The organism is Nonomuraea sp. NPDC049269, from assembly GCF_043197155.1.
In the GTDB taxonomy this organism is placed as follows: domain Bacteria; phylum Actinomycetota; class Actinomycetes; order Streptosporangiales; family Streptosporangiaceae; genus Nonomuraea.
The window spans coordinates 855,995-882,283 of sequence record NZ_JBICSO010000005.1; the positions used below are offsets into that span (position 1 = coordinate 855,995).

Annotated in this window: 23 protein-coding genes and 1 pseudogene; 18 read left to right on the plus strand and 6 right to left on the minus strand. The window is 70.5% G+C overall.

Features of this window, described 5'->3' with window-relative positions:
- Nucleotides 1-21 precede the first annotated feature (21 nt).
- Complete coding sequence (locus tag ACGFNP_RS31415) at nt 22-411, minus strand: Asp23/Gls24 family envelope stress response protein (protein WP_358325783.1); 390 nt, start codon at nt 409-411, stop codon at nt 22-24.
- A 1,056-nt stretch (nt 412-1,467) separates the two neighbouring features.
- Nucleotides 1,468-2,265, minus strand: a complete 798-nt coding sequence (locus ACGFNP_RS31420) for an SDR family NAD(P)-dependent oxidoreductase (RefSeq protein ID WP_393324997.1) — start codon at nt 2,263-2,265, stop codon at nt 1,468-1,470.
- A 79-nt stretch (nt 2,266-2,344) separates the two neighbouring features.
- On the opposite strand from ACGFNP_RS31420, the gene ACGFNP_RS31425 reads away from it, so the two are divergent.
- A complete protein-coding gene (locus tag ACGFNP_RS31425; RefSeq protein ID WP_393324999.1) occupies nt 2,345-2,776 on the plus strand; it encodes a MarR family winged helix-turn-helix transcriptional regulator in 432 nt (143 codons plus the stop codon).
- Nucleotides 2,777-2,859: 83 nt separating this feature from the next.
- Here ACGFNP_RS31425 and ACGFNP_RS31430 read toward each other — a convergent pair.
- Nucleotides 2,860-3,078, minus strand: a pseudogene (locus tag ACGFNP_RS31430) (helix-turn-helix domain-containing protein); the annotation flags it as partial.
- Nucleotides 3,079-3,290: 212 nt separating this feature from the next.
- On the opposite strand from ACGFNP_RS31430, the gene ACGFNP_RS31435 reads away from it, so the two are divergent.
- Entirely contained in the window at nt 3,291-3,821 is a 531-nt protein-coding gene (locus ACGFNP_RS31435; RefSeq protein WP_358325792.1) for an HIT domain-containing protein, read from the plus strand.
- On the opposite strand, the gene ACGFNP_RS31440 is transcribed toward ACGFNP_RS31435, so the two are convergent.
- The 3 genes from ACGFNP_RS31440 to ACGFNP_RS31450 form a co-directional block, all read right to left on the minus strand.
- Complete coding sequence (locus ACGFNP_RS31440; protein WP_393325002.1) at nt 3,777-5,822, minus strand: hypothetical protein; 2,046 nt, start codon at nt 5,820-5,822, stop codon at nt 3,777-3,779. The two genes, ACGFNP_RS31435 and ACGFNP_RS31440, sit on opposite strands and share 45 nt — an antisense overlap.
- Nucleotides 5,823-5,917: 95 nt before the next feature.
- Nucleotides 5,918-7,504, minus strand: coding sequence for a family 10 glycosylhydrolase (locus ACGFNP_RS31445; protein ID WP_358325798.1), 1,587 nt, complete (start codon nt 7,502-7,504; stop codon nt 5,918-5,920).
- A 128-nt stretch (nt 7,505-7,632) separates the two neighbouring features.
- Nucleotides 7,633-9,771 (minus strand): elongation factor G-like protein EF-G2, encoded by a 2,139-nt coding sequence (locus ACGFNP_RS31450; RefSeq protein WP_358325801.1) that lies wholly within the window; start codon nt 9,769-9,771, stop codon nt 7,633-7,635.
- Between the two features lie 166 nt (nt 9,772-9,937).
- Here ACGFNP_RS31450 and pgsA point away from each other — a divergent pair, with 166 nt between their 5' ends.
- The 16 genes from pgsA to ruvB all read left to right on the plus strand — a co-directional run bounded on the left by pgsA (nt 9,938) and on the right by ruvB (nt 26,138).
- Nucleotides 9,938-10,549 (plus strand): phosphatidylinositol phosphate synthase, encoded by a 612-nt coding sequence (gene pgsA, locus ACGFNP_RS31455; RefSeq protein WP_393325004.1) that lies wholly within the window; start codon nt 9,938-9,940, stop codon nt 10,547-10,549.
- On the plus strand, nt 10,546-11,454 hold the full coding sequence (locus ACGFNP_RS31460) for a phosphatidylinositol mannoside acyltransferase (RefSeq protein ID WP_358325807.1): 909 nt from the start codon (nt 10,546-10,548) through the stop codon (nt 11,452-11,454). Before pgsA ends, ACGFNP_RS31460 begins: the two co-directional genes overlap by 4 nt.
- A complete protein-coding gene (locus tag ACGFNP_RS31465; RefSeq protein ID WP_358325810.1) occupies nt 11,451-12,581 on the plus strand; it encodes a glycosyltransferase family 4 protein in 1,131 nt (376 codons plus the stop codon). The genes ACGFNP_RS31460 and ACGFNP_RS31465 overlap by 4 nt, the downstream gene beginning before the upstream one ends.
- 8 nt (nt 12,582-12,589) lie before the next feature.
- Nucleotides 12,590-13,120, plus strand: coding sequence for a hypothetical protein (locus ACGFNP_RS31470; protein WP_393325101.1), 531 nt, complete (start codon nt 12,590-12,592; stop codon nt 13,118-13,120).
- 77 nt (nt 13,121-13,197) lie between these two features.
- On the plus strand, nt 13,198-14,205 hold the full coding sequence (locus ACGFNP_RS31475; protein WP_358325816.1) for a DUF3048 domain-containing protein: 1,008 nt from the start codon (nt 13,198-13,200) through the stop codon (nt 14,203-14,205).
- A 108-nt stretch (nt 14,206-14,313) separates the two neighbouring features.
- Nucleotides 14,314-15,234 carry a pyridoxal 5'-phosphate synthase lyase subunit PdxS gene (gene pdxS / locus ACGFNP_RS31480; RefSeq protein ID WP_358325819.1) on the plus strand — a complete coding sequence of 307 codons (921 nt, stop codon included), beginning with the start codon at nt 14,314-14,316 and terminating at the stop codon, nt 15,232-15,234.
- An 832-nt stretch (nt 15,235-16,066) separates the two neighbouring features.
- Complete coding sequence (locus ACGFNP_RS31485; RefSeq protein WP_358325822.1) at nt 16,067-17,749, plus strand: alkaline phosphatase D family protein; 1,683 nt, start codon at nt 16,067-16,069, stop codon at nt 17,747-17,749.
- A gap of 99 nt (nt 17,750-17,848) precedes the next feature.
- Nucleotides 17,849-18,271 carry a MarR family winged helix-turn-helix transcriptional regulator gene (locus ACGFNP_RS31490; protein WP_393325007.1) on the plus strand — a complete coding sequence of 141 codons (423 nt, stop codon included), beginning with the start codon at nt 17,849-17,851 and terminating at the stop codon, nt 18,269-18,271.
- A 43-nt stretch (nt 18,272-18,314) separates the two neighbouring features.
- Nucleotides 18,315-19,481: an MFS transporter gene (locus tag ACGFNP_RS31495; RefSeq protein WP_393325009.1), complete on the plus strand. Its 1,167-nt coding sequence runs from the start codon at nt 18,315-18,317 to the stop codon at nt 19,479-19,481.
- A gap of 77 nt (nt 19,482-19,558) precedes the next feature.
- A complete protein-coding gene (pdxT, locus tag ACGFNP_RS31500) occupies nt 19,559-20,137 on the plus strand; it encodes a pyridoxal 5'-phosphate synthase glutaminase subunit PdxT (protein ID WP_358325831.1) in 579 nt (192 codons plus the stop codon).
- A 3-nt stretch (nt 20,138-20,140) separates the two neighbouring features.
- Nucleotides 20,141-20,893, plus strand: coding sequence for a YebC/PmpR family DNA-binding transcriptional regulator (locus ACGFNP_RS31505; RefSeq protein ID WP_358325834.1), 753 nt, complete (start codon nt 20,141-20,143; stop codon nt 20,891-20,893).
- Nucleotides 20,894-20,934: 41 nt separating this feature from the next.
- Complete coding sequence (locus tag ACGFNP_RS31510; RefSeq protein WP_358325836.1) at nt 20,935-22,569, plus strand: hypothetical protein; 1,635 nt, start codon at nt 20,935-20,937, stop codon at nt 22,567-22,569.
- 11 nt (nt 22,570-22,580) lie between these two features.
- Entirely contained in the window at nt 22,581-23,738 is a 1,158-nt protein-coding gene (eis, locus tag ACGFNP_RS31515; RefSeq protein ID WP_393325012.1) for an enhanced intracellular survival protein Eis, read from the plus strand.
- A 165-nt stretch (nt 23,739-23,903) separates the two neighbouring features.
- Nucleotides 23,904-24,467, plus strand: coding sequence for a crossover junction endodeoxyribonuclease RuvC (gene ruvC, locus ACGFNP_RS31520; RefSeq protein ID WP_358325842.1), 564 nt, complete (start codon nt 23,904-23,906; stop codon nt 24,465-24,467).
- Nucleotides 24,464-25,069 (plus strand): Holliday junction branch migration protein RuvA, encoded by a 606-nt coding sequence (ruvA, locus tag ACGFNP_RS31525; RefSeq protein WP_214638633.1) that lies wholly within the window; start codon nt 24,464-24,466, stop codon nt 25,067-25,069. Before ruvC ends, ruvA begins: the two co-directional genes overlap by 4 nt.
- A gap of 37 nt (nt 25,070-25,106) precedes the next feature.
- The gene (gene ruvB / locus ACGFNP_RS31530) at nt 25,107-26,138 is read left to right on the plus strand and encodes a Holliday junction branch migration DNA helicase RuvB (RefSeq protein WP_358325846.1); all 1,032 of its coding nucleotides are present in this window, start codon (nt 25,107-25,109) and stop codon (nt 26,136-26,138) included.
- Nucleotides 26,139-26,289: the final 151 nt, after the last annotated feature.

The window sequence follows — 26,289 nt, forward strand, 5'->3', positions numbered from 1 at the left end:
TTGCGTGGGTTTCCTCTCCGTTCAGAAGGGGTCTGGTTCCGGGGGGTCTGCGGTGGGTTGGGGTTCGCCCGGGAGGCGGACGTCGTCGACCGTGACGTTCACCTCGGTTACCCGCAGGCCGAGCATGCGGCTGACACTGCGGGCCACGTTGGTCTTGACGGCGGTGGCGACCTCCATCACCACGTGGCCGTACTCGACCACGATCGTCAGGCTCACCGCCACCTGGCGGTCCTGGATCTGGGCGTTGATGCCCTGGGTGCCGCGCCGGGAGCCGATGCCGATGCGGTCGCGGACCGACTCGAAGGCTCGGGCGAGGTCGCCGCCCAGGTCCGCCACGCCCGGCACCTCCATCACCGCGAGGAAGGTCACCTTCTCCACCACCTCGTCCGCGACCTTGATCCGGCCCTTCACCACGGCTGCGGCAGCAGACGGCTGCTCTCCAGCGAACGCCGGCGCGACCGCCTCTCCGTACGGAGCGGTACCGGAGTAGGGGGCGGCACCGGTGTACGGCGAGGCGCCGGATCCGACGGCGGTGGACGCGGCGGTGCCGGGCGCGGCGGCGCCGCCAAGCCCAGCGGGCCCGAGTCCAGTAGGCCCGGAGCCAGCGGCCTCAGAGCCAAGAGCCCCAGAGCCAGCGGCCGCAGATGCATTGGGCCCAGGGTCAGAGAGGCCAGATCCAGTGGGTCCAGAGCTGGCGGCTGCAGATGCATGGGGTCCAGGGTCGGAAAGGCCGAGTCCAGTGGGCCCAGGCCCGGTGAGGTCAGGTCCGAAGGCGGGGCCGGATCTGGCGGCCTCAGATCCGGCGGAGCCAGATACAGCAGCTACATGGCCAGCGAGACCAGAATCGGTGGTGCCAGATCCGGAGAGGTCAGTTCTAGCGGCGCCAGTTGCAGAGAGGCCAGGTCCGCTGGGGCTGGGCTCTGCGGTGCCGGCGCCGATGTCGGGGACTCCGGCGCCGATTCCGCGGACGCTGGCGCCGCTGGAGTCGGCGCTGACACCGCGAACCCCGCGGCCGGAGCGGCCGAAGCCGCCCGAGCCGGCGGCGCGGACCGGGCCGACGCCGTACGTGTCGGGGCCTCGTTCTGCGGTGTCGGTCCCGGTGTCGCTGTATGCCGTGGCGCTGGATCCGGTGTCGCCGTATCCCGTGGAGTTGGCTTCTGTGGCGCCGTATCCCGTGCTGCTGGATTCTGTGGTGCCCGGTTTGGGGGTGTCGTCGGCTAACGCGTCGGTCATCGCGGCCTCCTCTGAGCGGTGTTCAGCGCGATCTGTCGTGGAACAGCGGGCGTTCACGCTCGGGAGGAAACGATAGCGCGGGAGGCCCGTCAAGGGCCGAGCGGTGCGGTGACGGCGACTTTCGGGGGTGGCGGCGGGTAGTGCACCAGCAGGTGCACGTGATCAGGCTCGCCGTCGAACTCGCCCAGCGGTTGTGCCGGCGATGGATGCCTCGAGTTTCCTCCGGGACGCTGTTCAGGGACGGGCCAGGCGGCGGCCAACGGACAGAACGAACGACTCTGGGAGGCGCTGAGAGAAGACCCGGGCGAGCAGCGCGTTGCGGCCGCCGTCCACGACGGACGACTTGCGGGTGGCCAGCGTTCGGAACGCGGTGGCGACGACCTGCTCGGGAGCGCGCTTCTTGCCGGCGCCGGCAATATTCGGCCCCGCGGTCATGGGCGTGTCGGTCAGGCCGGGGCAGAGGGCCAGGATGCGTACGCCGGTGCCCGCGTTCTCGGCGCTGACCGCCTGCGTGAAGGAGCGGACGAACGCCTTGCTGGCGGCGTAGGCGGCCAAATAGGGGATGGGCATGAAGGCCGAGGTGCTGGCCACGTTGACGATCACGCCGCGGCCCCGGGCCCGCATCCCCGGCAGGAAGCGCAGTGTGGTGCCCATGACGGCCTGGACGTTGAGGTCCACCAGCGCCGCGAGCCGCCCGGGGTCGGCCTCGGCGGCGTCGCCCCGGTGCGAGACCCCCGCGTTGTTCACCAGGAAGTCGATGTCCTGGCCGCCGGCTTGTTCGTAGAGCCGGGCGGAGGCGTGCGGATCGGACAGGTCGAGCGGCACGGCCGTGACCCGCACGCCGTACGAGGCCGTCAGGGACTCGGCCATGACCTTCAACGTGGCGTCTGAGCGCGCCACGAGGACGAGGTCGGCGCCGCGTCGCGCCAGCTCCCGGGCGAACGCCGCGCCGATGCCGGTGGAGGCGCCGGTGACCAGGGCCGTCCGGCCGGTGAGGTGGGACAGGTCATGCATGATCAGTTTTCCTTCCATGAGAAACTCATTGAGATATTCAAGCATATGCTTGAGGTGCTCAACGACTTTCTCAAGGAACACCGCCTACCATGGAGCCATGGAACCGGCCCTTCCCGAACTACTCACTCAACTCTTCGACGTCGCCGACACGGCCAGGGCGGAGGCGACCGCGACGCTGGCGGAGTTCGAGCTGAGCGGCTCCCAGGCCGGCATGCTGTGGGCGCTGAACCCGGCCCTGCCACCCGTGCCCATGCGCGAACTCGCCCGCCGCCTCCTGTGCGACCCGTCGAACGTCACGCTCATGAGTGCCAAGCTGGAGAAGGCGGGCCTGGTCGAACGACGCCCACACCCCTCCGACGGCCGGGTTCGGGTGCTGGCCCTCACCGAACGCGGCGTCGAGGTCTGGCACAAGCTCATGGACCGGATCACGGCCACCTCGCCGGTGCTCCGCCTCAGCTCCGCCGAGCGTCGGCGGCTGGCCGAACTGCTCACCAAGATCCAGAACTCGGCAGACAGCCTGAGGCCCTGAACGCGTTCCCTCAGGGAAAAACGTGACGCCAAGGGGGTTCGGCGGGCAACCTAGTGGGATGACCACGAACGTTGACCGGGTTTGATCACGCGGCTTTGTGGCGGGGTCGACCCCAACGATGCTGGACGGCCTCCCGCCCACCGAGGGTCCAAGCAGGTCAGCCCGATCTCGTTGAAGGCATGGATCACATCCCGCACGGTGTCTTCATGCGCCGCGACCAGCCGTGCGATCGTCGGAGCGGGCATCCCGGACGCCGACGCCATGATGATCATCGCCCGGCGTACCCGGATCGATGTGACCGATCAACTCGACACCGCGCATCCCAGGATCGCCACCTCACTCGACCCGGTGAACGTTCGTGGTCATCCCACTAGGTGGTCTGGACGGAAGAGGCCACACCACAGCCAGTGGTGCCCTACCTCCAAGCCCGGTCCTTCAGGGCCGGGTCAAGTTGACGATTGTGCCGGAAGCCTGGGCCGTTTGTCCCCGGACCTGGGGCCCTATGCTGCTAGATATGCACGATCAGGCAGGGGCCGGGGCACCCGATAACTTCCAGCGTCTGTGGACTCCGCATCGCATGGCCTACATCAAGGGTGAGGGCAAGCCGACCGGGACGGGCGCCGAGGACGGGTGTCCGTTTGACGCCATTCCCAAGATGAGCGACGAGGATGGGCTGGTCGTGGCCAGGGGCGAGGTCGTGTACGCGGTGCTCAACCTCTACCCCTACAACTCCGGCCACCTCATGATCGTGCCCTATCGGCACGTACCAGACTACGACTGTCTCGATGGCGCGGAGTTGCTGGAGCTCGCGGAGTTCACGCAGCGGGCGGTGCGCGCGCTGCGCAAGGCGAGCGGCGCCCAGGGGTTCAACGTGGGCATGAACCTCGGCCAGGTCGCGGGCGCGGGCATCGCCGCGCACCTGCACCAGCACGTGGTGCCGAGGTGGGGCGGCGACACCAACTTCATGCCGGTCGTCGCGCAGACCAAGGTGTTGCCGCAGCTACTTCGTGACACCCGCGAGTTGCTCGCCGACGCGTGGGACTGACGGCCCCGGCAGCGCGGCGATGCCCGCCGACAGCAGCAGCGGGATCGCCAGGGCCAGGGCCATCGAGAGCACGGCCGCGCCCGAGTCGTTGACCAGCATGCCGATCACGCCGCTGACGAGGGTGCCGATCAGGCCGGCCCGCAGCGCGGGGGAGTGGGTGAAGGCGGCGGGCACCACTCCGGCGGAGGCCTGTTCGGGGCGCAGGATCGCGTAGACGAGGAACGCGACGGCGGCGATCACGATCGGCATCAGGTTGGGGCTGAGCAGTGTGTGGAGCATGGCGTTGAGCTTGCGCAGGATGACGTCGAACGCCTCGCCGGTGAGCACCTGGCCGACGAACCGGCCCAGGTGGGTCTGCTTGTCGGGCGGCTGCAGGTAGTTGACGACCGCGAACGTCATCACGATCACCGCCCCCGCCACGCAGAACGCCCCCAGCTTGACGATCGACACCCGCTTGCCCGCCAGGATCAGCGCGGTCACCGCGATGCCCGGCACGAACGCGATGACGCCGCCGAAGTCGCTGCCCATGCCCGAGCCGCCGAGCACCATCGCGAACGCCCCCAGCACCGCCACCGCCGCCACGCCCACCTTGCCCGGGAAACGGTGGGCGATGGTCGTGGTGGCCAGCAGCGTGCCGGTGGCCAGCAGCGCGAACGGGATGTTGCCCAGGCCGTAGTAGCGGGCGCCCACCTCGGCGCTGTAGCCCATGATGCTGTTGAGCTGCAGGGTCGTGCCGGTCAGCAGGTCGCCGGCGAGGGTGAGCGCGGTGATGCCCGCCACGACCGCGAGCGGGCCGAGCGGCGCCCGCCGCCACGGCCCCGCGCAGGCCAGGAGGGTGATGGCCGCCACCCAGCCGAGTACGCCGCCGATCAGGCCGAGCAGGGTGGACCAGGGCAGCAGGTTGACCAGGTAGCTGGAGACGGGCAGTGATGCCAGGGCGACCGCCGCCAGGCGTACCCACGGCAGGCCCTTGCGGCGGCGCAGCAGCAGGAACGCGATCAGGTAGAACAGGACCTGCAGCACGGCAATGACGGTGAAGTAGATGCCCTTGACCGAGCGGATCGTCTGGGCGGTGGCGTCGGCGCGGCGCAGCCGGTCGATCGTCGCGCCCTGCGCGCCCACCTGGAGCGGCACGCCCACGACCGTGTCGGGCACCGGAACGCCCGCCGTGGTCAGCGCGGTGGCGGTCAGGTCGGGCAGGATCGAGATGTCGTCGCGGTGCGTGGAGGCGGCCCCCAGCAGGTGGCCCTGGGCGCCCGGCTGGCGCAGCATCGCGACCCGCAGGTGCGGCACGGAGCCGTGGTCCGACAGGCCGGCCAGGATGATGGTCGCGTCGGCGGGCAGGGCCGCCAGCAGCGCGCCCGTCTTCGCGTCGGCCTGGCGCAGCGCGTCGCGGCGCTCGCGCGCACCGAGCTGGTCGGGCACGCGCGGCAGCGTGCCGGTGGCCAGGTAGGGGCGGATCAGGTCGTCGACCTCCACCGCCACCATCGGGCACCGCGCCAGGTCGGCGGCCGGGACCTGATCGGGAGAGGCGAGGTAGCGGGACACGGCGCCGTTGCGGTCGGCCAGCGCCAGCGCGGCGCCGGGGCCGACCGCGACCGAGCACTTGCCCGCGGCCTTCAGGACCTCGCCGAGGGTGCCCGCGTTGCGCTGGCCCGCCACGTCGATGAGGTAGCGGTAGTCGGGGATGACGGCGCCGTCGCCGCGCGCCTCCGGCGTCGGGGGCGCGCCGCAGCTGTAGCCGGCGGCCGACCTGGTGCCCGCCGACACGGTGAGCCACCCGTCATAGGGGCAGGTCAGGCCGCCGACCGTGCGTACGGACAGTGATCCGATCGCGCTGGCACCGGCGAGCCGCCACAGGTTGGGCGTGTCGTTCGGAGTGATGTCGTTCCAGTGGAGCCCCGGCACGCCGATGAGCGCCACGCGCCCGCCGCCGTCCTCGGCCTGCCCCGCTTGGGCGAACCCCCCTACCAGCAGGAGAGTCGCCAACACGACCAGCACGCGCCTCACGGGAATGTCCCCCTACGATCTACGGCTACCGTCCGCAGCATCGTCTCACCTCGCCGTGGGTGTCGAGACCGTTCGGCACCAGCCTCTCAGACCGGGGCGACCGTCACCTTGGCGGGCTCGCTCTCGTTCTGGAGGCGGTCGAGGGAAGTCACCAGATAGGTGCCTGGGGTCTTCGTGGTGAAAGTGGGTGATGTGACGACGGCCACGAGATTGCGGGCGTCGGTGGCCTGGCAGTCCTGGCCCGACTTCGGGACCTGGTAGACCGCGTACGAGCGGGCGCCCTGACTCGCCTTCCACGAGATGACGGCGCCGGCCGCCTTGGCCCCGGCGGGCTTGGCCGGGGCGACGCCGCCGCGGTCCTTGATGAGCGGCAGCAGCGCCGGGCGGCCGTAGTGGTCGTCGGCCAGGCGGTCGATGGCGCTCAGCGGGTTGCTGAGCAGTTGGGCGGCGCTGAAGAAGACATCGCCGTCGACCTGCTTGTAGTCGCGGTTGTACGTCAGATGGGCGGCCAGCTCGCCCGGCTTGGTCCAGGCCTTGTCGTCCGTGGTGCCCACCCGGTAGAGGGCCTGGCCGATGTAGAGGTCGACGCCGGTGCCCTTGACCTCGTTGTTCCACCAGGGCACCAGGGCCCGGTAGTCGGCCAGCCGGAAGCCGCGCGACCAGTAGAGCTGCGGCATGATGTAGTCGACCGTGCCCGACTTGATCCAATGCCGCGCATCCGCATAAATCGAGTCATAGGCCGACATGCCAGAGGTGCTGGAGCCCGTCGGATCGTCCGACTTGTTGCGCCAGATGCCGAACGGGCTCACCCCGAACTTGACGTACTTCTTGGTCGCGTGCACGGCCGCGTCGACCTGGGCGATCAGCTTGTCGACGTTGCCGCGCCGCCAGTCGGCCAGCTTCGCGCCGTCGCCGTACTTTGTAAAGGCGGCCGCGTCGTGGAAAACGCCGCCCTCGCCCGGATACGGGTAGAAGTAGTCGTCGAAGTGCACCCCGTCGATGTCGTAACGCCGCACCACGTCGGTGACGACCTTGGTGACGTGCTCGCGGACCTGCGGCAGGCCGGGGTTGTAGTAGAGACGGCCGTCGTACTTGACGGTCCAGCCGGGGTGCTGGCGGGCCGGGTGGCCGGCGGGCAGTTTGGCCGTGTCGGCGTCATAGGCGGCGCGATAGGGGTTGAACCAGGCGTGGAACTCCAGGCCGCGCTTGTGGGCCTCGTCGATGAGGAACGGCAGCGGGTCCCAGCCCGGGTCCTTGCCGGGTGTGCCGGTCAGATACTGCGTCCACGGCTCGATCGAGGACCTGTAGAGCGCGTCGGAGGCCGGCCGCACCTGTACGAAGACCGCGTTGAAGCGGCGCTTGACGGCGGCGTCGAGCAGCTTGACGTACTCGGCCTGCTGCTTGGCCACGGGAAGGCCGGTGCGCGAGGGCCAGTCGATGTTCTTGACCGTGGCGATCCAGACGCCGCGCAGCTGGCGCTTGGGGTAGCGGGCGTCGGCGGTGCAGGCGGTCTTCGCCCGCGCGGAGCTCGCCGTCTCCGTGCCGGACGAGCCGGTCGAGGCCGAGGCGGTCGCCGCGGGCGTCTCCTTGGGTCCCGGGCCGAAGAGGTAGGCGGCGCCGGCTGTGACGGTGGCGAGGGCGGCAGCGGCTATAAGAGGGCGTCCGGTTCGCATGATGCTTCAGTTTGGCATTGCCTCTGACGTGCTTAGGTCAAAAAAAAGAAATCGTTTCGTGATGTTCGTGTGCTGAAAGTGACGGCTGGGCCGGGAGGGGCGGCGCTCCTCCCGGCCCGGACCGGCCGTCAGTCGCCGGTGGCGACCTTGTCGGCCACGTGCGTCGGCAGCGGCTCGTAGCGCAGGAACGAGCGCTGGAAGGTGCCGGTGCCGTGCGACATGGACCGCAGGTCGATCGCGTAGCGGGTGATCTCCAGCTCGGGCACCTCCGCCTTGACCAGGGTACGTCCCGTGCCCACCGGCTCGGTGCCGAGCACCCGGCCGCGCCGCGACGACAGATCAGACATCACCGAGCCCACGTAGTCGTCGGCCACCAGCACCGACAGCTCGTCGACCGGCTCCAGCAGCAGCGTCGACACTTTCGACGCGGCCTCCTTGAGCGCCAGCTGCCCGGCGATCTGGAAGGCCATGTCGGAGGAGTCGACCGAGTGCGCCTTGCCGTCGTACAGCGTGACGCGCACGTCCACCATCGGGTAGCCGGCGACCACGCCCCGCTCCATCTGGGCCCGCACGCCCTTCTCGACCGACGGGATGAACTGCCTGGGCACCACGCCGCCGACGATCTTGTCCACGAACTCGAAACCCCCGCCGGAGGGCAGGGGCTCCACTTCCAGATGGCAGATCGCGAACTGGCCGTGACCGCCCGTCTGCTTGACGTTGCGGCCCATCGCCTGGCACCTGCCGCCGAACGTCTCGCGCAGCGGCACCCGCAGGTCGACGCGCTCGACCTCGACGCCGTGCCGCTTGGACAGCCGGTCGAGCAGCACGTCGGTGTGGGCCTCGCCCATGCACCAGAGAACGAGCTGCCGGGTCTCGGCGTTGTTCTCCAGCCGGAGCGTCGGATCCTCGGCCACCAGGCGGCCCAGCGCCTGCGACAGCTTGTCCTCGTCGGCCTTGGACTTGGCCTGGATGGCGACGGGGAGCAGCGGCTCGGGCGTCTCCCATGCTGTCATGAGCAGGGGTCTGTCCACCTCCGACAGCGTGTCGCCCGTCTCGGCCCGGGAGAGCTTGGCCACCGCGATGATGTCGCCCGCCACGCCCTTGGCGGCGCCGCGCTGCTGCTTGCCCAGCGGGCAGGTGAGCGTCCCGATGCGCTCGTCCACGTCGTGGTCCTCGTGCCCGCGCTCGGCCAGTCCGTGCCCGGACACGTGCACGGTCATGTCGGGACGCAGGGAGCCGGAGAAGATGCGCACCAGGCTGATGCGGCCCACGTACGGGTCGCTGGTGGTCTTGACGACCTCGGCGACCAGCGGGCCGTCGGGGTCGCAGGTGATGCCCTTGACGGGTTTGCCGTCCAGGGAGGTGATCTCCGGCATCGGGTGTTCGAGCGGGGAGGGGAAGCCCTGCGTCATGAGTTCGAGCACCTCTTGGGCGCCCACGCCGATGCCGCTGCAGAGCACGGGGAAGAAGCTGCCCCGCGCGACGGCCTTCTCGAGGTCCTCGATGAGGACCTTGGTGTCGATCGGCTCGCCTTCCAGGTAGCGCTCCATGAGCGACTCGTCTTCGCTCTCCTGGATGATGCCCTCGATCAGGACACCGCGGTGCTCCTCGATCTGCGACTGGTACTCGGTGCCCGGTTCCTTCTCGGTGCGCGTGCCCGTGGCGTAGTTGTAGAACTTCTGCGACAGCAGCCCGATCAGGCCGTTCACGTGCCCGTTGGTGATCACCGGCAGGTAGAGGGGGGCCACGCCGTCGCCGAAGATGTCCTGGCAGGTGGCGAGGACCTCGTCGAAGTCGGCCCGCTGGTGGTCGATCTTGGTGATCACGACGGCCCTGGGCATGCCGACCTGGCTGCACTCCTCCCACAGCATCTGGGTGAGCCCGTCGATGCCCTCCGAGGCCGACACGACGAAGAGGGCGGCGTCGGCCGCGCGCAGCCCGGCGCGCAGGTCGCCCACGAAGTCGGCGTAACCGGGGGTGTCCAGAAGATTGATTTTGATGCTGTTGTGCACCAGCGGCGCGAGCGACAGGTTCACCGAGCGCTGCTGCCGCACCTCCACCTCGTCGAAGTCGCTGACCGTGTTGCCGTCCTCCACACGGCCGGCCCGCTGGATCGTGCCGGTCGCGGCCAGCAGCTGCTCGACGAGGGTTGTCTTACCCGCTCCTGAGTGGCCGACCAGCACGACATTGCGTATCGCATCCGCCCTGTCGGCCGCTGGTGCCCTGCCCGCGGCTCCCATGGCTTGGCCAGGGTTCTTCTCTGCCACATTCGCCTCCCGCGTCGTCGGTTGAGGTTGCCAACGCCGCGCCCGAGCGAGGGGACAGAAACCGCATGGACGCGGTGTGTTCACCAAATACCCCTGTGGCGAATATCACAAGGGGGATGGGGCAAAGAAAGTCGTCGGCTCGTTAATGGCCTACGATCAGACGGCGATGCTGAAACTCCTGCGCCCGGCCATGACCCGGATACTCACCCCGCTGGGCAGGGCACTGGCCGCCCGCGGGATCGGCCCGAACGTCGTCACGGCGATCGGCACGATCGGCACCGTCGTCTGCGCCCTGCTCTTCCTGCCTCTGGGCCAGTTGTCGTGGGGTGCCCTGCTGATCACGGTGTTCGTGCTGTTCGACCTGCTCGACGGCCTGGTGGCCCGGCTCGGCGGCAAGGGGGGCAGCACCTGGGGCGCGTTTCTCGACTCGACACTCGACCGGGTGGCCGACGCCGCCATCTTCTGCGGGCTGATTCTTTACTTCATCTCGAAGCACGACACGCTGATGGCCGCGGTGACGCTGGCCGGCCTGGTCGCCGGGGCCCTGGTGTCCTACGCCAAGGCCAGGGCGGAGGGGCTCGGGCTCACCTGTGACGTGGGGCTGGCCGAGCGGCCGGAGCGCCTGGTCGTCGCACTGGTGGCCACCTTCTTCGCCGGGCTCGGCGTGCCGTACATTCTCCCCGCCGGGATGTGGCTGCTGGCGATCGCCGGCGCGATCACGGTGGTGCAGCGAGTGGTCCACGTTCATGGGCAGACGAGGCAGGCTGGGGAGCGATGAGCCAGAAGACGTCCGTCACCGATCGCGTCGTCGCCGCGGGGTTCGCGGCCGGCTGGAAACTGGTCCCGCTGCTGCCCCAGCGCGCGACCGCGGGGGCCTTCAACCTCCTGGCCGACCGGGTGTGGCGCAGGCGCGGCCGGTCCGTACGTCGCCTGGAGTCCAACCTGGCCCGGGTGACCGGGCTCGATCCCGGCAGCCGCGAGATACGCGAGCTGAGCAGGGCGGGTATGCGCTCCTACTTCCGCTACTTCCACGAGGTGTTCCGGCTGCCGTCGATGCGCCGCGAGGACATCGTCCGCCGCACGCACGTGACCGGCGCCGAGCACATCCACGACACGGTGGCCGCCGGGCGCGGGGTGGTGCTGGCGCTGCCGCACATGGGCAACTGGGACCAGGCAGGCGCGTGGCTGGTGGGCGTGGGCCATCCGTTCGCCACCGTCGCGGAGCGGCTCAAGCCCGAGTCGCTGTTCCGCCGCTACGTCGCCTTCCGCGAGGGGCTGGGCATGGAGGTGCTGCCGCTCACGGGCGGTGACGGCCACAACTTCGGCACCCTCGCCACGCGCGTACGGCGGGGCGGCGTCGTCTGCCTGCCGGCCGAGCGCGACCTGACCAAGAGCGGCATCGAGGTGCGCTTCTTCGGCTCGGCCACCAAGGTGCCCGCGGGGCCGCCGCTGCTGGCCGTGCAGACCGGGGCGGCGCTGCTGCCCGCCACCGTCTACTTCCACGGTGACGACTGGGGGATCGACATCCACGAGGAGATCCCCGTGCCCGAGGAGGGCACCAGGCAGGAGAAGGTCGCCATCGTGGCGCAGCGCCTGACGGACGTCTTCGAGAAGGGCATCTCCGAGCACCCGGAGGACTGGCACATGCTGCAGCGGCTCTGGCTGGAGGACCTGGCCAGATGAAGGTCGGCATCGTCTGCCCCTATTCCTGGGACATGCCCGGCGGGGTCAAACAGCACATCGACGACCTGGCCCAGGCACTGATCGCGCAGGAGCACGACGTCTCGGTCATCGCGCCGGCCGCCGACGACGAGGAGCTCCCGCCGTATGTGACGGGTGCGGGCCGGGCCATCCCGGTGCCGTACAACGGGTCGGTGGCCAGGATGTCGTTCGGCTTCATCTCGGCGGCCCGTGTGCGGCGCTGGGTGCGTGACGGCGGCTTCGACGTGCTGCACATCCACGAGCCGCTGGTGCCGAGCCTGGGCGTGCTGGCCTGCTGGGCGGCCAAGGGGCCGATCGTGGCCACCTTCCACGCCTCCTGGACGCGCTCGCGGGCCATCGCGGTGGCCGAGCCGCTGCTGCGCAGCGCGCTGGAGAAGCTCAGCGGCCGCATCGCGGTCTCCGACGCGGCCCGCAAGAGCCTGGTCGAGCAGTTCGGCGGCGACACCGTGCTGATCCCCAACGGCGTCACCGTCAGCCGCTACGCGCGCGCGGAGCCGCTCGACGGGTGGGGGCCCGACGGCGCCACGCTCGGCTTCCTCGGCCGGATGGACGAGGAGCGCAAGGGCCTGCCGATCCTGCTGGACGCCTTCAAGCCGCTGGCGGCCGAACGTCCGGGGCTCAAGCTGCTCATCGCCGGGCCGGGCGACGCCAAGGACGTCTACGACCGGGTGCCCAAGGCGCTGCACGACCGGGTCACCGTGCTCGGCCAGGTGAGCGAGGCCGACAAGATCCGCGCCTACCACTCGGTCGACGTGTTCTGCGCGCCCAACACCCGGGGTGAGAGCTTCGGCATCGTGCTGGCCGAGGCGATGGCCTCCGGGGCGACCGTGCTGGCCAGCGACATCCCCGCCTTCCGCAGGGTGCTGGGCGAGGGCCAGGCGGGCGCGCTGTTCACCAACGGCGACCCCGCCTCGCTGGCCCGCGAGGCGGCCGCGCTGCTCGACGCCCCGGAGCGCCGCGCCAAGCTGGCCGAGGAGGCGCTGGTCGCGGTCGGCAAGTACGACTGGTCGACGGTCGCCCGTGACGTGGTCCGGGTCTACGAGACGGTGACGTCCAGCGGTGCGGGCGGCGTGGAGGAAGACCTGTGACCCCGACCATGATCGTGCTGATCGCGGGCCTCGTCGTGGTGCTCACGGCCGTCTACATCTCGTGGCGGGCGGGCCGGCTCGACCGGATGCACATCCGGCTGGAGCTGGCCCGCGAGGCGCTCGACGCCGCGCTCATGCGGCGCAGGGCCGTCGTGCTGGAGCTGGCCGGCTCCCGGCTGCTCGATCCGGCGACCTCGCTGGTGCTGGCCGCGGCGGCGCACGAGGCCAGGATGGCCGGGCCCGAAGATCGCGAGCACGCCGAGAGCGACCTGTCGGGCGCGCTGCGCGCCGTCGTCGACCAGGAGCGCTTCACCGAGAAGCTGTCGGAGTCGCCCGGCGGCCAGGCCCTGCTCGAAGAGCTCGGCGCGGCCGTGGCCAAGGTCGTCTACTCGCGCCGCTTCTACAACAGCGCCGTGGGAGTCACGCGTACGGCCCAGCGCCGCTGGCTCGCCAGAGTCCTTCGCCTGGCCGGGCACACCGAATACCCGCAATTCTTCGAGATTGATGACAATCCGCCCGCGACTATGGCAACTGAATGACCTGATTTGGAGAGCGCCGGTAGGCTTCTTCCGTTTCTGGGCCCATGCGGAGGAGTACACAGGTGCGGCTACCTCGGATGATTACCGTGACGCTGGCCGGGGCGGCTGTCCTGCTGCCGGTCGCGGCCTGCTCGTCGGACGAGCCCGCCGCGGGCAAGGCGCCGCAGGCGGCCACGGCTTCCCCGACCGAGGAGCCTACGGAGGAGGCGGGCAAGACCCATCCCTTCACCGGACTGCCGATGGAGGGTGGCGCCAAGCCGGTGCTCGCCGTGAAGATCGAGAACACCGCGGCCGGCAAGCCCCAGCTCGGGCTCAAGAGCGCGGACATCGTCTACGTCGAGCAGGTCGAGGCCGGTCTGACCCGACTGATGGCCGTCTTCTCCTCGAAGCTGCCGGCCAAGGTGGGGCCCGTGCGCAGCGCCCGCATCTCCGACCTGCACATCGTGCCGCAGTTCGGCAAGCCCGCGTTCGCCTACTCGGGCGTGCAGTCGCTGATGCTGCCGTTCATGGCCAAGGCCTCGCTGTACGACGTCGGCGACACCCGCAACCCGGGCGCCTTCTTCCGCCAGCCGGGCCGCTTCGCCCCGTACAACCTGTTCGCCACCACCAAGAAGCTGCTGTCGCGGGCGCCGGGCGCCGACAAGGCCAAGGACATCGGCTTCACCTTCGGCGACGCCCCGGCCGACGGCGGCGTGGACAAGAAGTCGTACACCGTCAAGTGGCCCGCCGCGCGCTTCACCTTCGGCTGGTCCGAGGCGGACAAGAAGTGGCTGATCTGGCAGGACGGCAAGAAGGACATGGCGGCGGAGGGCGGCCAGCTCGGCGCGCCCACGATCGTCGTCCAGTACACCAAGACCGAGCGCTCCCAGTTCCACGACAAGAACCAGAGCTACACGCCCCTGGTGCACAGCGTCGGCAAGGGCACGGCGGTGGTGCTGCGCGACGGCAAGGCGTACAAGGCGAAGTGGGAGCGGAAATCCGAGGAGAGCGGTACGACGTTCACCACGGAGAGTGGCGAGCCGATGAACTTCGCGCCCGGCCAGGTCTGGGTCGCGCTCGCCAGCCGCAAGCCCGTTATCCCGTGAAAAGCCCACCTAGATGTACAAGAGCCTTGATAAATCCTGACATCGTGGTGTGTCAGGAGAGAGGTCTTCAGGACCTACCATGGGCTTGATAACTTACCGTTCGCCTTTGTGAGGAAGACCGTCGTGTCCAGCACGCCCGAAAACACCCCCGTCACCGGAACTGCGCGCGTCAAGCGCGGCATGGCCGAGATGCTCAAGGGCGGCGTCATCATGGACGTCGTCACCCCCGAGCAGGCGAAGATCGCCGAAGACGCCGGCGCCGTCGCCGTGATGGCCCTGGAGCGCGTGCCCGCCGACATCCGCGCGCAGGGCGGCGTTTCCCGGATGAGCGACCCCGACATGATCGACGGCATCATCGCCGCGGTGTCGATCCCGGTCATGGCCAAGGCCCGCATCGGCCACTTCACCGAGGCCCGCGTGCTGCAGGCCCTGGGCGTCGACTACGTCGACGAGTCCGAGGTCCTGACCCCGGCCGACTACGCCAACCACATCGACAAGTGGCAGTTCACCGTGCCCTTCGTGTGCGGTGCGACGAACCTGGGCGAGGCCCTGCGCCGCATCACCGAGGGCGCGGCCATGATCCGCTCCAAGGGCGAGGCCGGCACCGGCGACGTGTCCAACGCGGTCACCCACATGCGGACGATCCGCGGCGAGCTCAAGCGGCTCACCTCGCTGCCCGAGGACGAGCTGTACGTCGCCGCCAAGGAGCTGCAGGCGCCGTACGAGCTGGTCGCCGAGGTGGCCCGCAGCGGCAAGCTGCCCGTCGTGCTGTTCACCGCGGGCGGCATCGCCACCCCGGCCGACGCGGCGATGATGATGCAGCTCGGCGCCGAGGGCGTGTTCGTCGGCTCCGGCATCTTCAAGTCGGGCGACCCGGCCAAGCGCGCGGCGGCCATCGTCAAGGCCACGACGTTCTACGACGACCCCGACGTCATCGCCAAGGTCTCGCGCGGGCTGGGCGAGGCGATGGTCGGCATCAACGTCGACGATATCCCGCAGCCGCACCGCCTCGCCGAGCGCGGCTGGTAACAGGGCCTCCTGGCTCTTGGCCTGAGCGACGGCGCGCCCCTCTGACGGGGGGCGCGTCTGACGGCAGGCCCCTCTGAAGGGGGTGCACCGTCTGGCGCGACCTTCGGGTCTCGTGCCGCAGGCGGGCACCCGCGCCTGCGGCGCCGTGCGATGCGTCCCGGTGCTCTTGCGTGCCGTAGGTGTACGGCCTCCGCCCATCTCAGGCGCGCAGATGGCGCCGCTTGCGCGCAGGCGCGCCCATGCTCTGCGTGTCGCGCGGCGCCTTTGCCTGCCGTCGCGCGATGTGTCCCTGCACCTTTTGCGTACCGCAGGTGGGCGGCGTCCGCCTGCCTGTTGCGCGCAGGCGGACAGGCGCGCCCATGCCGTGCGTGTCGCGCACGGCCTTTGCCGCGGTCGCGGGCGACGCGCTCTGTGGGGTTCATGCGTCGCAAGGGGCGATATCCGTGCCTCGCGTGGAGCCATCGCGTGCGATGCGTCCCCGTGCCTTTGCGTGCCGCAGGCGGGCGGCGTCCGCCGGTGGCGCGCAGGTCCGTGGCGCGCCCGTTTCTCTTGCGCGTCGCCTGCCCTGTCTTTGGGCGGCCCGGCGCGGTCACGCTGGGCGCGTCCTCTGCGGCGACGCGCGCCTGCTCCGGCGCGTCGTCGCAGGCCGTAGGGGTGTGGGGTGAGATGATCTAGGAAGCCGGGCGCGTCGCCGGGGCGGCGGAAATTTCCGTATGGGGCGATATCCGTGAAGGATGTCGTCTTTTTCGTGTTAGGTGGTGTTCACCGGGGCGTCATGATCCTCCGTCAGGTTACGAGACGTCCCCTCGCCGACCTCCCCGGGAGCCCCCCCTTGTCCAAGCTCAACCGCCGCCACTTCCTCGTCGCCGGGTTAACCGCGGGCGCCGCCGCGGCCATCCCGGCCACCACCGCGAACGCCGATCCCGTCAAGGACCCCGCCGCCGAGACCGCTCAGAGCCTGGCCTCGCGCGGCCTGACGACCGACCCGTTCACGCTCGGCGTCGCCAGCGGCGACCCGGACCACGAGGGCTTCGTGCTCTGGACCCGCCTGGCCCAGCAGCCGCTGGCCGAGGACGGTTTCGGCGGTATGCCGCAGCGGCCGTTCCCCGTGCTGTGGCAGATCTACTCCGACGAGAGGTGCCGCCGGGTGGTCCGTAGCGGCGTCGCCGTGGCCGCTCCCGAATGGGGTCACACCATCCACGTCGAGGCCGACCATCTCGGCTCCGACCGTGAGTACTGGTACCGCTTCCGCGTCGGCCCGTACATCTCGCCCGTCGGCCGGGCCAAGACCGCCCCGCACCCCCTGTCGTACGGCGGCGCCCTGTCGATGGCGTTCGTCTCCTGCGCCCAGTACGAGCACGGCTACTTCACCTCGTACCGCAGGCTGGCCGAGGAGCACCCGGACCTGATCCTTCACCTGGGCGACTACCAGTACGAATACACCAAGAACACCTACAACATCCCCGGCGGCAACGTACGTAACCACGAGGGCCCCGAGACCGTCACGCTGGCCAACTACCGCCAGCGCCACGCCCAGTACAAGGCCGACGCCGACCTGCAGGCCGCCCACGCCGCCGCCCCCTGGCTGGTCGTCTTCGACGACCACGAGGTGGACAACAACTGGGCGGACGAGATCCCGGAGCACGCCGAGGACCAGCCGACCTTCCTGCAGCGCCGGGAGGCGGCCTTCCGGGCCTACTACGAGAACATGCCGCTGCGCCGCACCTCCATCCCGCGCGGCATCGACATGCAGCTCTATCGGCGGGTGCGCTGGGGCAGGATGGCCAGCTTCCACATGCTCGACACCCGGCAGTACCGCGACGACCAGGGTTGCGGCGACGGCTACAAGGACTGCCCGGCCGCCGTCGACCCCAGCAGGTCGATCACCGGGGCCGCTCAGGAGGAATGGCTGGTCGACGGCTTCCACAAGTCGCGCGCCCAGTGGGACATCATCGGCCAGCAGGTGTTCTTCGCCCAGCGTGACAACAACGCCGGCCCGGCGAAGGTCACCAGCATGGACGCCTGGGACGGCTACGTCGCCTCGCGCCAGCGGATCACGCAGGGCTGGGTCGACGCCAAGGTACGCAACCCGGTCGTGCTGACCGGCGACGTGCACGCGCACTGGGCCAGCGACCTCAAGCTGAACTACGACGACCCGACCGGCCCGACGGTGGGCTCCGAGCTGGTGGCCAGCTCGATCTCCACCGGCGGCGACGGCGCCGACTCCGACCCGGCCACGCACCCGTTCCTGGCCATCAACCCGCACCTGAAGTTCTACAACAACCAGCGCGGCTACGTGCTGACGAAGATCGAGCGTGACGCGATCACCGCGGACTTCAAGGTGGTGCCGCACCTGCGCGAGCCCGGCGCGGAGGCGTACACCAGGGCGACGTTCGTGGTCGAGGACGGCGTGCCCGGCGTGCAGCAGACGTACCTGCGCCCGCTCGACCCGTCCGTGCTCGCACGGCGCGTCACGGTGGACGAGACCGTCCGCCTGGAGACCGAACGCCCGTAACCCCCGCAAAGATAACGCCCGCAAAGGCGGCGTCCGTAGGGGCGCCGCCTTTTTCGCATTCGGAATATTAGCCAGGCTAAGTTAGTTAGGCTAAGTATCATGAGCGACGATCCCGCCGAGCTGGCCGAACAGGTCTCCGCGGTGCTCCGCCACCTGGTCCTGCTGCTCAGGCGCACGGTGGCGGGCCAGCCGGTCACCAGCCAGCAGTACGCCGTCCTCGGCTCCCTGGAGCCCGGCCCGCGCCGGATGACGGAGCTGGCCGAGGAGCACGCCGTGCAACTGCCCACCATGACCGTGCAGATCAACCGTCTGGAGGACGCCGGGCTGGTGGCCAGGGGCTCCGACCCCGCCGACGCCCGCGTCAGGACGGTCGAGCTCACGGACGAGGGCCGCGTCCGGCTGCTGGCCGTGCGCCAGGCCAGGATCGCCCACCTCAGCCGCGAACTGGCGGCGCTCACCGATGAGGAGCGAGCCGCCCTGGCGGTCGCTTTGCCGGCACTGGCGAAGCTGGGCCGCACGTGAAAGGAGCACTATGTCGTCCGGTGGCGGAATCCTTCGTCAGCCGATGTCCGTCTGGGCCACCGCCTTCGCCGCGGTGGTCGCGTTCATGGGCATCGGCCTCGTCGACCCCATCCTGCCGTCCATCGCCCAAGGTCTGAAGGCCACGCCCAGCCAGGTGTCGCTGCTGTTCACCAGCTACTTCCTGGTGACCGCCGTCGCCATGCTGCTGACCGGCTGGGTCTCCAGCCGCATCGGCGGCAAGCGCACGCTGCTGGCCGGGCTCACCCTGGTGATCGTGTTCGCCGCGCTCTCGGGCACCTCCACCAGCGTCGCCGAGCTCGTCGGCTTCCGCGCGGGCTGGGGCCTGGGCAACGCGCTGTTCGTGGCCACCGCGCTCGCCGTCATCGTCGGCGCGGCCAGCGGCGGCGGTGCCGCGGCCATCATCCTGTACGAGGCCGCGCTCGGCCTGGGCATCTCCGCCGGACCGCTGGCCGGAGCGCTGCTCGGCGACTGGAACTGGCGAGCCCCCTTCTTCGGCACCGCCACCCTGATGGCCATCGGCTTCGTGCTGATCGCCACGCTGCTGAAGACGACGCCCAAGCCCGCCGTCAGGACCAAGCTCAGCGCGCCCATCCGGGCCCTGGCCCACGGCGGCCTGTCCACCACGGCCTTCACCGCGCTGTTCTACAACTTCGCCTTCTTCACGATCCTCGCCTTCACCCCGTTCATCCTGCACATGACCGCCTACGGCATCGGCGCGGTGTTCTTCGGCTGGGGCGTGTGCGTGGCGCTCGCCTCGGTGTTCGCCGCGCCGCCGCTGCAGCGCCGGATCGGCTCGGTGAACGTCCTGCAACTCGCGCTGGGCCTGCTGGCCGTCCTCCAGGTCGGCATCGCCGTGTCGGGACACGCCGGGATCATCGTCTGCACGATCCTGTCCGGCATCCCGATCGGCCTGAACAACACCGTCTTCACCGAGTCGGCCATGGAGGTCTCCGACGCGCCCAGGCCCGTCGCCTCCGCCGGATACAACTTCGTCCGCTGGATGGGCGGCGCGCTGGCCCCGTTCATCGCCACCAAGCTGGGCGAGGAGCTCGGCGCCCCGGTGCCGTACGCGGTCGGCGCCCTCTGCTGCCTGGTCGGCATGGGCATCCTGTACGCCCGGCGCCACCACCTCAGCGCCCTGGCCCGCGTGGACGGCATCGCCGTCCAGGAGGCCGCGGCGGTCGGCTGATCGCGCCCCGTAGGAAGATCCGAGGCCGTCCTGGTGTTGAATTGTCCGAAACCCGCATCCGGACGGAAGGATTCACCGTGCCCACGATCGGTGTACTCGCTCTCCAGGGAAGTGTGCGCGAGCATGTGCGCATGCTCCAGGAGGCCGGCGCGTCGGCCATCGCCGTACGCCGGCCCGCCGAGCTGGACGCGGTCGACGGCCTGGTGATCCCCGGTGGTGAGTCGACCACGATGTGGAAGCTCGCCGACACCTTCGACCTGCTCGACCCGCTGCGGATGCGGATCAAGGAGGGCATGCCCGCGTACGGCTCCTGCGCCGGCATGATCATGCTGGCCGACCGGATCGAGGACGGCGTCGACGGTCAGCAGACCATCGGCGGCATCGACATGGTCGTCAGGCGCAACGCGTTCGGCCGCCAGGTCGACTCCTTCGAGGCCGATCTCGACTTCGCCGGCGAGCCGGTGCACGCCATCTTCATCCGCGCCCCATGGGTCGAATCGGTCGGCACGGACGTCGAAGTGCTGGGCATCGCCGAGCCTGGGGATAGGATCGTCGCGGTCCGCCAAGGGCCGCTGCTCGCAACCTCGTTTCACCCTGAGCTGACGGGTGACACGCGCGTGCACCGTTACTTCGTAGACATGCTGAGGGAGCTCTAGGTAATGTCCGGCCACTCCAAATGGGCGACGACGAAGCACAAGAAGGCCGCGCTCGACGCCAAGCGCGGCAAGCTGTTCGCGAAGCTCATCAAGAACATCGAGGTGGCGGCCAGGACCGGCGGCCCCGATCCGGACGCCAACCCGACGCTCTTCGACGCCATCTTCAAGGCCAAGAAGAACTCCGTGCCCAACGACAACATCGAACGGGCCCGCAAGCGCGGAGGCGGCCTGGAGGCGGGCGGCGCCGACTGGCAGACCATCATGTACGAGGGCTACGCGCCCGGCGGCGTCGCGGTGCTCATCGAGTGCCTCACCGACAACCGCAACCGCGCGGCCTCCGAGGTGCGCGTCGCGCTCACCCGTAACGGCGGCTCGCTGGCCGACCCCAACTCGGTGTCCTACATGTTCAACCGCAAGGGCGTCGTGCTCGTGCCCAAGGACGGGGTCGACGAGGACGACGTGCTGGCGGCGGTGCTGGAGGCGGGCGCCGAGGAGGTCAACGACCTGGGCGACTCCTTCGAGGTCGTGTCCGAGGCCGGCGACCTGGTGCCGGTGCGCAAGGCGCTCCAGGAGGCGGGCATCGACTACGACTCCGCCGAGTCGAGCTTCCTGCCCACGCTGAGCGTGCCGCTCGACGAGGACGGCGCCAAGAAGGTCTTCCGCCTCATCGACGCGCTCGAGGACAGCGACGACGTGCAGAACGTCTTCGCCAACTTCGACGTCTCCGACGAGATCATGGAGAAGCTGGAGGCGTGAGCGTGCACGCCTGAACGGAGTCCGCTGTAAGGTCGGGCGTCGTGACCTCCCCCCGTACCCCTACCGAGACCTCTGCCGACTTCGCGTCTCCGGCCCTGGGCTGGCTGCTTCTTCTGCCGGCGCTGCTGGGCACGCTGATCTCCTTGGTCCTGCCCACCGTCCAGACGATCCTGCTCAGCCTCCAGTCGGTCGGGATCACCGGCCCGACCAGCTACGTGGGGTTCGCCAACTTCGGCCAGGTGCTGGGCGAGGGGGCGTTCTGGAAGGCACTGGTCTTCACGCTCTCCTTGGCGGTCATGCCGCTGCTGGTGGCCGTGGTGGTGGGGCCGCTGCTAGCGCTGGCGCTCGACCGGTCGGGCGGTCTGGCCAGGCGGGCCGGGCGGATCGTGCTGTCCCTCGCCCTGGTGACGTTCTCCCCGGTGGCCGTGGCGATCTCCTGGATGAGCGGGCTGAGGTCCGACGCGTCCGGCCTGGCCGCGCTGGCCGAAGGGCTGCGCGACCCCGCCACGGCACCGTTGACGCTCCAGCTCATCACCGCCGCCGCCACCTTCGGCGTGGTCTGCGCGCTGGCGACGATGGCGTTCCTGCCCGCGCTGCGCGGCGGCACCGTCTCCGCGGCCATGCTCGCCGTGGGGGCACTCGTCGCGCTGGCGATGGTCGCCGCCGGGCTGCAGGCGTTCTCGATCGGGCTGACGATGACGCACGGCGGGCCCAACGGGTCCACGCAGACGCTGAGCCTCGTCCAGTACACCTACACGTTCATGGCGGTCAAGGTCGGGCAGGGCGCCACGGTGGCGACCGTGATCGGGGTGATCCTGGGCATCTTGGGGATCGCCGCGGTCTGCGTGGCGGCGGCGAGCGGCATGCGCATCACGGTCGTGCCCCGCGAGGATGCGCGGAACCCCGATGCGGCCCGGCCCGGCGCCGGTGCGAAGGTGATCGTCGGCGTGGTGGCGCTGGTCGTCTTCGCGGCCGTCGGGCTCGTCCTGACCTGGCCGTGGTTGTCGGCGCTGTTCGCCCCCGTCCAGGCGGGATCCGCGGCCCCGTCCGGGCTGCGTACCGTCGTCAACACCTGGGCGCCCGCCCTCATCGGCGCGCTGGTGTCGGTGGGCGTCGCCTACCTGGCCGCGCTCGGCATCGGCGGCCTGCGACCCCTGGGCCGCCGGAGCGAGTGGCTGCTGCTCGCCTTCGCCCCCTGGCTGTTCGTCGGGATCGGCCCGCTGAGCGTCGCCGACTGGCGCACCATCCGCAGCATGGGACTGATCGACTCCTTCGTCGCCCTCATCCAGCCGATCCTGGTCAGCGTGCCCGCCCTGCTGATCCTGACGCTGCTGTGCAAGGGGCTGGCCGCGCGCACCGACAAGGACTTCCTGAGCGGCGTGGTCCTGCCCTCACTGCCGATGGCCGGCATCCTCGCCCTGGCCGTCACGCTGGTGAACGGCCATGACCTCACCTGGCCCCTGCTGGTCGCCCAGGAGCCCGGCTTGGCCACCGCGCCGGTCACGCTGCTCACCCAGACGACCGGCTACACCTCGGCGGGGCCCGACGTCGGCCTGGCCACGCCGCTGGCCGTGGTCGCCGTCGCCCTGGTCGGCGTCGTGGCCGCGCAGCTGCTCTACCTCGACCGGCTCGCCATCACCGTGGGCGGTTCGCGGGAGGACGCGCTGCCTGCGTAAATTGTGGGTTCGTGGATATCCGTGATGTGACCTCCGACGACCTCGACACCGTTCTCGACCTGCGTATACGCGCCTTCGGTCCGATCCCGGCCGCCGAACGGGAGCGCTGGCGCAAGGCGGCGCTGCCCGCGCTGACCGAGGGCCGCTACGTGGGCGTCTTCGACGGCCTCAGGCTCGTCGCGGCCGCGCGGCTGCGCCCGTTCACCCAGTGGTGGCACGGCAAGCCGCAGCCCATGGCCGGAGTCGCGGCCGTCACCGTCAATCCGGAGGACCGCGGCAAGGGCGTCGGCGGCCGGCTCATGCGGGCCACCGTGGAACGGGCCGTCGCCCTCGGCGACGCCGTGTCCGCGCTCTACCCGGCGACCACGCCCCTGTACCGCTCGGCCGGCTACGAGCACGCGGGAGCGCGGCACCGCGTCAAGCTCCGGGCCGAGTCCCTGCGCACGATCCCGCCGTCCGGCGAGGTCAAGCTGCGCAGGATGGGCCCCGGCGACGCGGCGGAGCTGGTCTCCGTGCTGCGGCGGGTACACGGCGCCGCGCGCGCCTCCGGGCCCGTCTCGTGGGACGAGCGCACCTGGGTCCGCCTGCTCGAGGCGGAGGACGACTTCCTCTACCTGGCGCCGGACGGCTACGTCGTCTACCGCTGGGACGGCCAGGACATCGAGGTCGACAACCTCGTCGCCGGATCCGAGGAGACCTCCAGAGCCTTGTGGTCGCTGGTGGGTTCCGCCTCGTCGATGGCCGAGTACGTCACCGCCAGTGTCGCGCCCGACGACCCGGTGCTGTGGCTGCTGCGCGAGCGGTCGACGGAGCAGGCCGAGCTGGTGCGGTGGATGTCTCGCGTGCTCGACGTGGCGGCAGCCGTGGAGCGCAGGGGATATCCGGCCGTCGTCGCCGGCGACGCGGTCGTCGAGGTGGCCGACCGGCTGCGGCCGGGCAACACGGGGCGCTGGCGGCTGGAGTTCTCCGGCGGCGCCGGGCACGCCACCCCGCTCGGGGACTCGGCGGAGTCCGGGCCGGTGCTGTCGATCAACGGCTTCTCCGCGCTGTACGCCGGGATCCCGGCGGCCACGCTGCGCCGCAGTGGCCTCATGTCCGGGCACGAGCGGTACGACGAGCTGCTCGACACCGCCTTCGCCGCCAAGCCGTACATGCTGGACTACTTCTGACAGACCCGCCCCCGTTCGTCGGCGCGCCCACGTTCGCCGGCCCGCTTCGTCCGCCGGTCCGCCCTCGTTCGCCGGTCCGGCAGGGCGTTTCCCGATGCGCGGGCACGTCAGCCGGGGTAGAGTCTCGTGCCGAACAGATGTTCGGCGGCGCGGGGAGGCAGGCCGGTGCGGGTGATGGGCGTCGATCCGGGGCTGACCCGGTGCGGCCTGGGCGCGGTCGAGGGGCGGCCGGGCGCGCCGCTGTCCCTGGTGGCCGTCGGAGTGGTGCGCACCGGCGCCGACGAGGAGCTGGGCGCCCGGCTGGTCGGCATCGAGGCCGGCATCGAGCAGTGGCTCGACGACGTGCGCCCCGACGCGGTGGCGGTCGAGCGGGTGTTCAGCCAGCACAACGTCCGCACGGTCATGGGCACCGCCCAGGCGGCGGGCATCGCGGTCCTGTGCGCGGCCAGGCGCGGCCTGCCCGTCGCGCTGCACACCCCGTCCGAGGTCAAGGCCGCCATCACCGGCAGCGGCACCGCCGACAAGAAGCAGATCGGCGCCATGGTGACCCGCCTGCTGCGGCTCAGCGAGATGCCCAAGCCCGCCGACGCCGCCGACGCGCTCGCCCTGGCCATCTGCCATGTGTGGCGCGGCGGGGCCCAGCATCGCCTGGCCGAGGCCATGGCCAAGGCCAAGGCTCAGGGCCGCGCCGCGCAGGCCCGTACGACAAGGAAGGACGTGGCGCTGTGATCGCGTCGGTGGCCGGGCAGGTGACGGCGATCGCCCCCTACGGTGCGGTGATCGAGGTCGGCGGGGTCGGCATCCTCACCCACTGCACACCCGCCACTCTGGCCACGCTCAGGGTGGGCGAGGAGGCGCGGCTGGCCACGTCGCTGGTGGTGCGCGAGGAGTCGCTCACCCTCTTCGGCTTCGCCACCGCCGACGAGCGCACGGTCTTCGAGCTGCTCCAGACGGCCAGCGGCGTCGGCCCCAAGCTGGCGCTGGCCATGCTCGCCGTCCACTCGCCCAACGCGCTGCGCGTGGCCGTCGCCTCCGCCGACCTCAAGGCGCTCACCCAGGTGCCGGGCATCGGCCAGAAGGGCGCCCAGCGCATCGTCCTGGAGCTCAAGGACCGGCTCGGCACCCCCGACGAGGCGGTCGACGCGGCACTCAACGGCGGCCGGCGAGTGGCGGCCTGGCGCGACCAGGTCCACTCGGGGCTGGTGGGGCTGGGCTACTCCAGCAAGGACGCCGACGAGGCCATCGCCATCATCGAGCCGGAGGCCGGTGACGACCCGCAGATCGCCGTCCTGCTCAAGTCCGCCCTGCGATCGCTGAGCAGCGCGCGATGAGCGGGCCGGCCCGGTCCCCGCGGTGGGAGGTGGAGGCGTGAGCCTCGAGCGTGATCTCGTGTCACCCGACGCCGAGGGCGACGAGGTGCAGATCGAGGCGGCGCTGCGGCCCAAGCGGCTGAGCGAGTTCATCGGCCAGGCGCGGGTGCGGGAGCAGCTGTCGCTGGTGCTGGAGAGCGCCATGCGGCGCAATCGGCCGCCGGATCACGTGCTGATGAACGGTTCGCCGGGTCTGGGCAAGACGACACTGGCTATGATCATCGCAGCCGAGTTGAGCGCTCCGCTCCGCATCACGTCAGGGCCGGCCCTGGAGCGGGCCGGCGACCTCGCGGCCATCCTGTCGACGCTGGCCGAGGGCGAGGTGCTGTTCATCGACGAGATCCACCGGATGGCCCGCCCCGCCGAGGAGATGCTCTATCTCGCGATGGAGGACTTCCGCGTCGACATCATCGTCGGCAAGGGCCCGGGAGCCACCGCGATCCCGCTCGAGATCGCGCCGTTCACCCTGGTCGGCGCCACCACCAGGGCCGGGCTGCTGCCCGCGCCGCTGCGCGACCGGTTCGGCTTCACCGCGCACATGGACTTCTACGAGGTCGAGGAGCTGGAGCGGGTCCTCTACCGCTCGGCCAGGCTGCTCAACGTGCGGCTGCCGGTCGAAGGCGCGCACGAGATCGCCCGGCGCTCGCGCGGCACGCCCCGCATCGCCAACCGCCTGCTCCGCCGGGTCCGCGACTTCGCCGACGTCCGCGCGGACGGCGTCATCGACCGTGACATCGCCTCCGCGGCCCTCAATCTGTACGAAGTCGACGCCGAAGGGCTCGACCGGCTCGACCGCGCGGTGCTCGGGGTGCTGCTGCGCAAGTTCGGCGGCGGCCCCGTCGGCCTGTCCACGCTCGCCGTGGCCGTCGGCGAGGAGCCGGAGACCGTCGAAGTGGTGGCCGAACCCTTCCTCGTACGCCAAGGACTGCTGGCCAGGACCCCGCGCGGCCGGGTCGCCACCGCCGCCGCCTGGCACCACCTCGGGATGACACCGCCGCCCGACGCCTTCGGAGCGACGCTTTTCGACTGATCACAGAACGGTTGCAACCGTTTCAATATGGGAACTTCCCCGCGCGCCGAAACGCTGCCTCGTTGCCGCGTTTCGCAACAACGGCCTACACTCCGTGGCTTGGCTGGCTGTGTAGGCTGACGGGCTGAGCGGCGCGGCCCCGACGTTACGC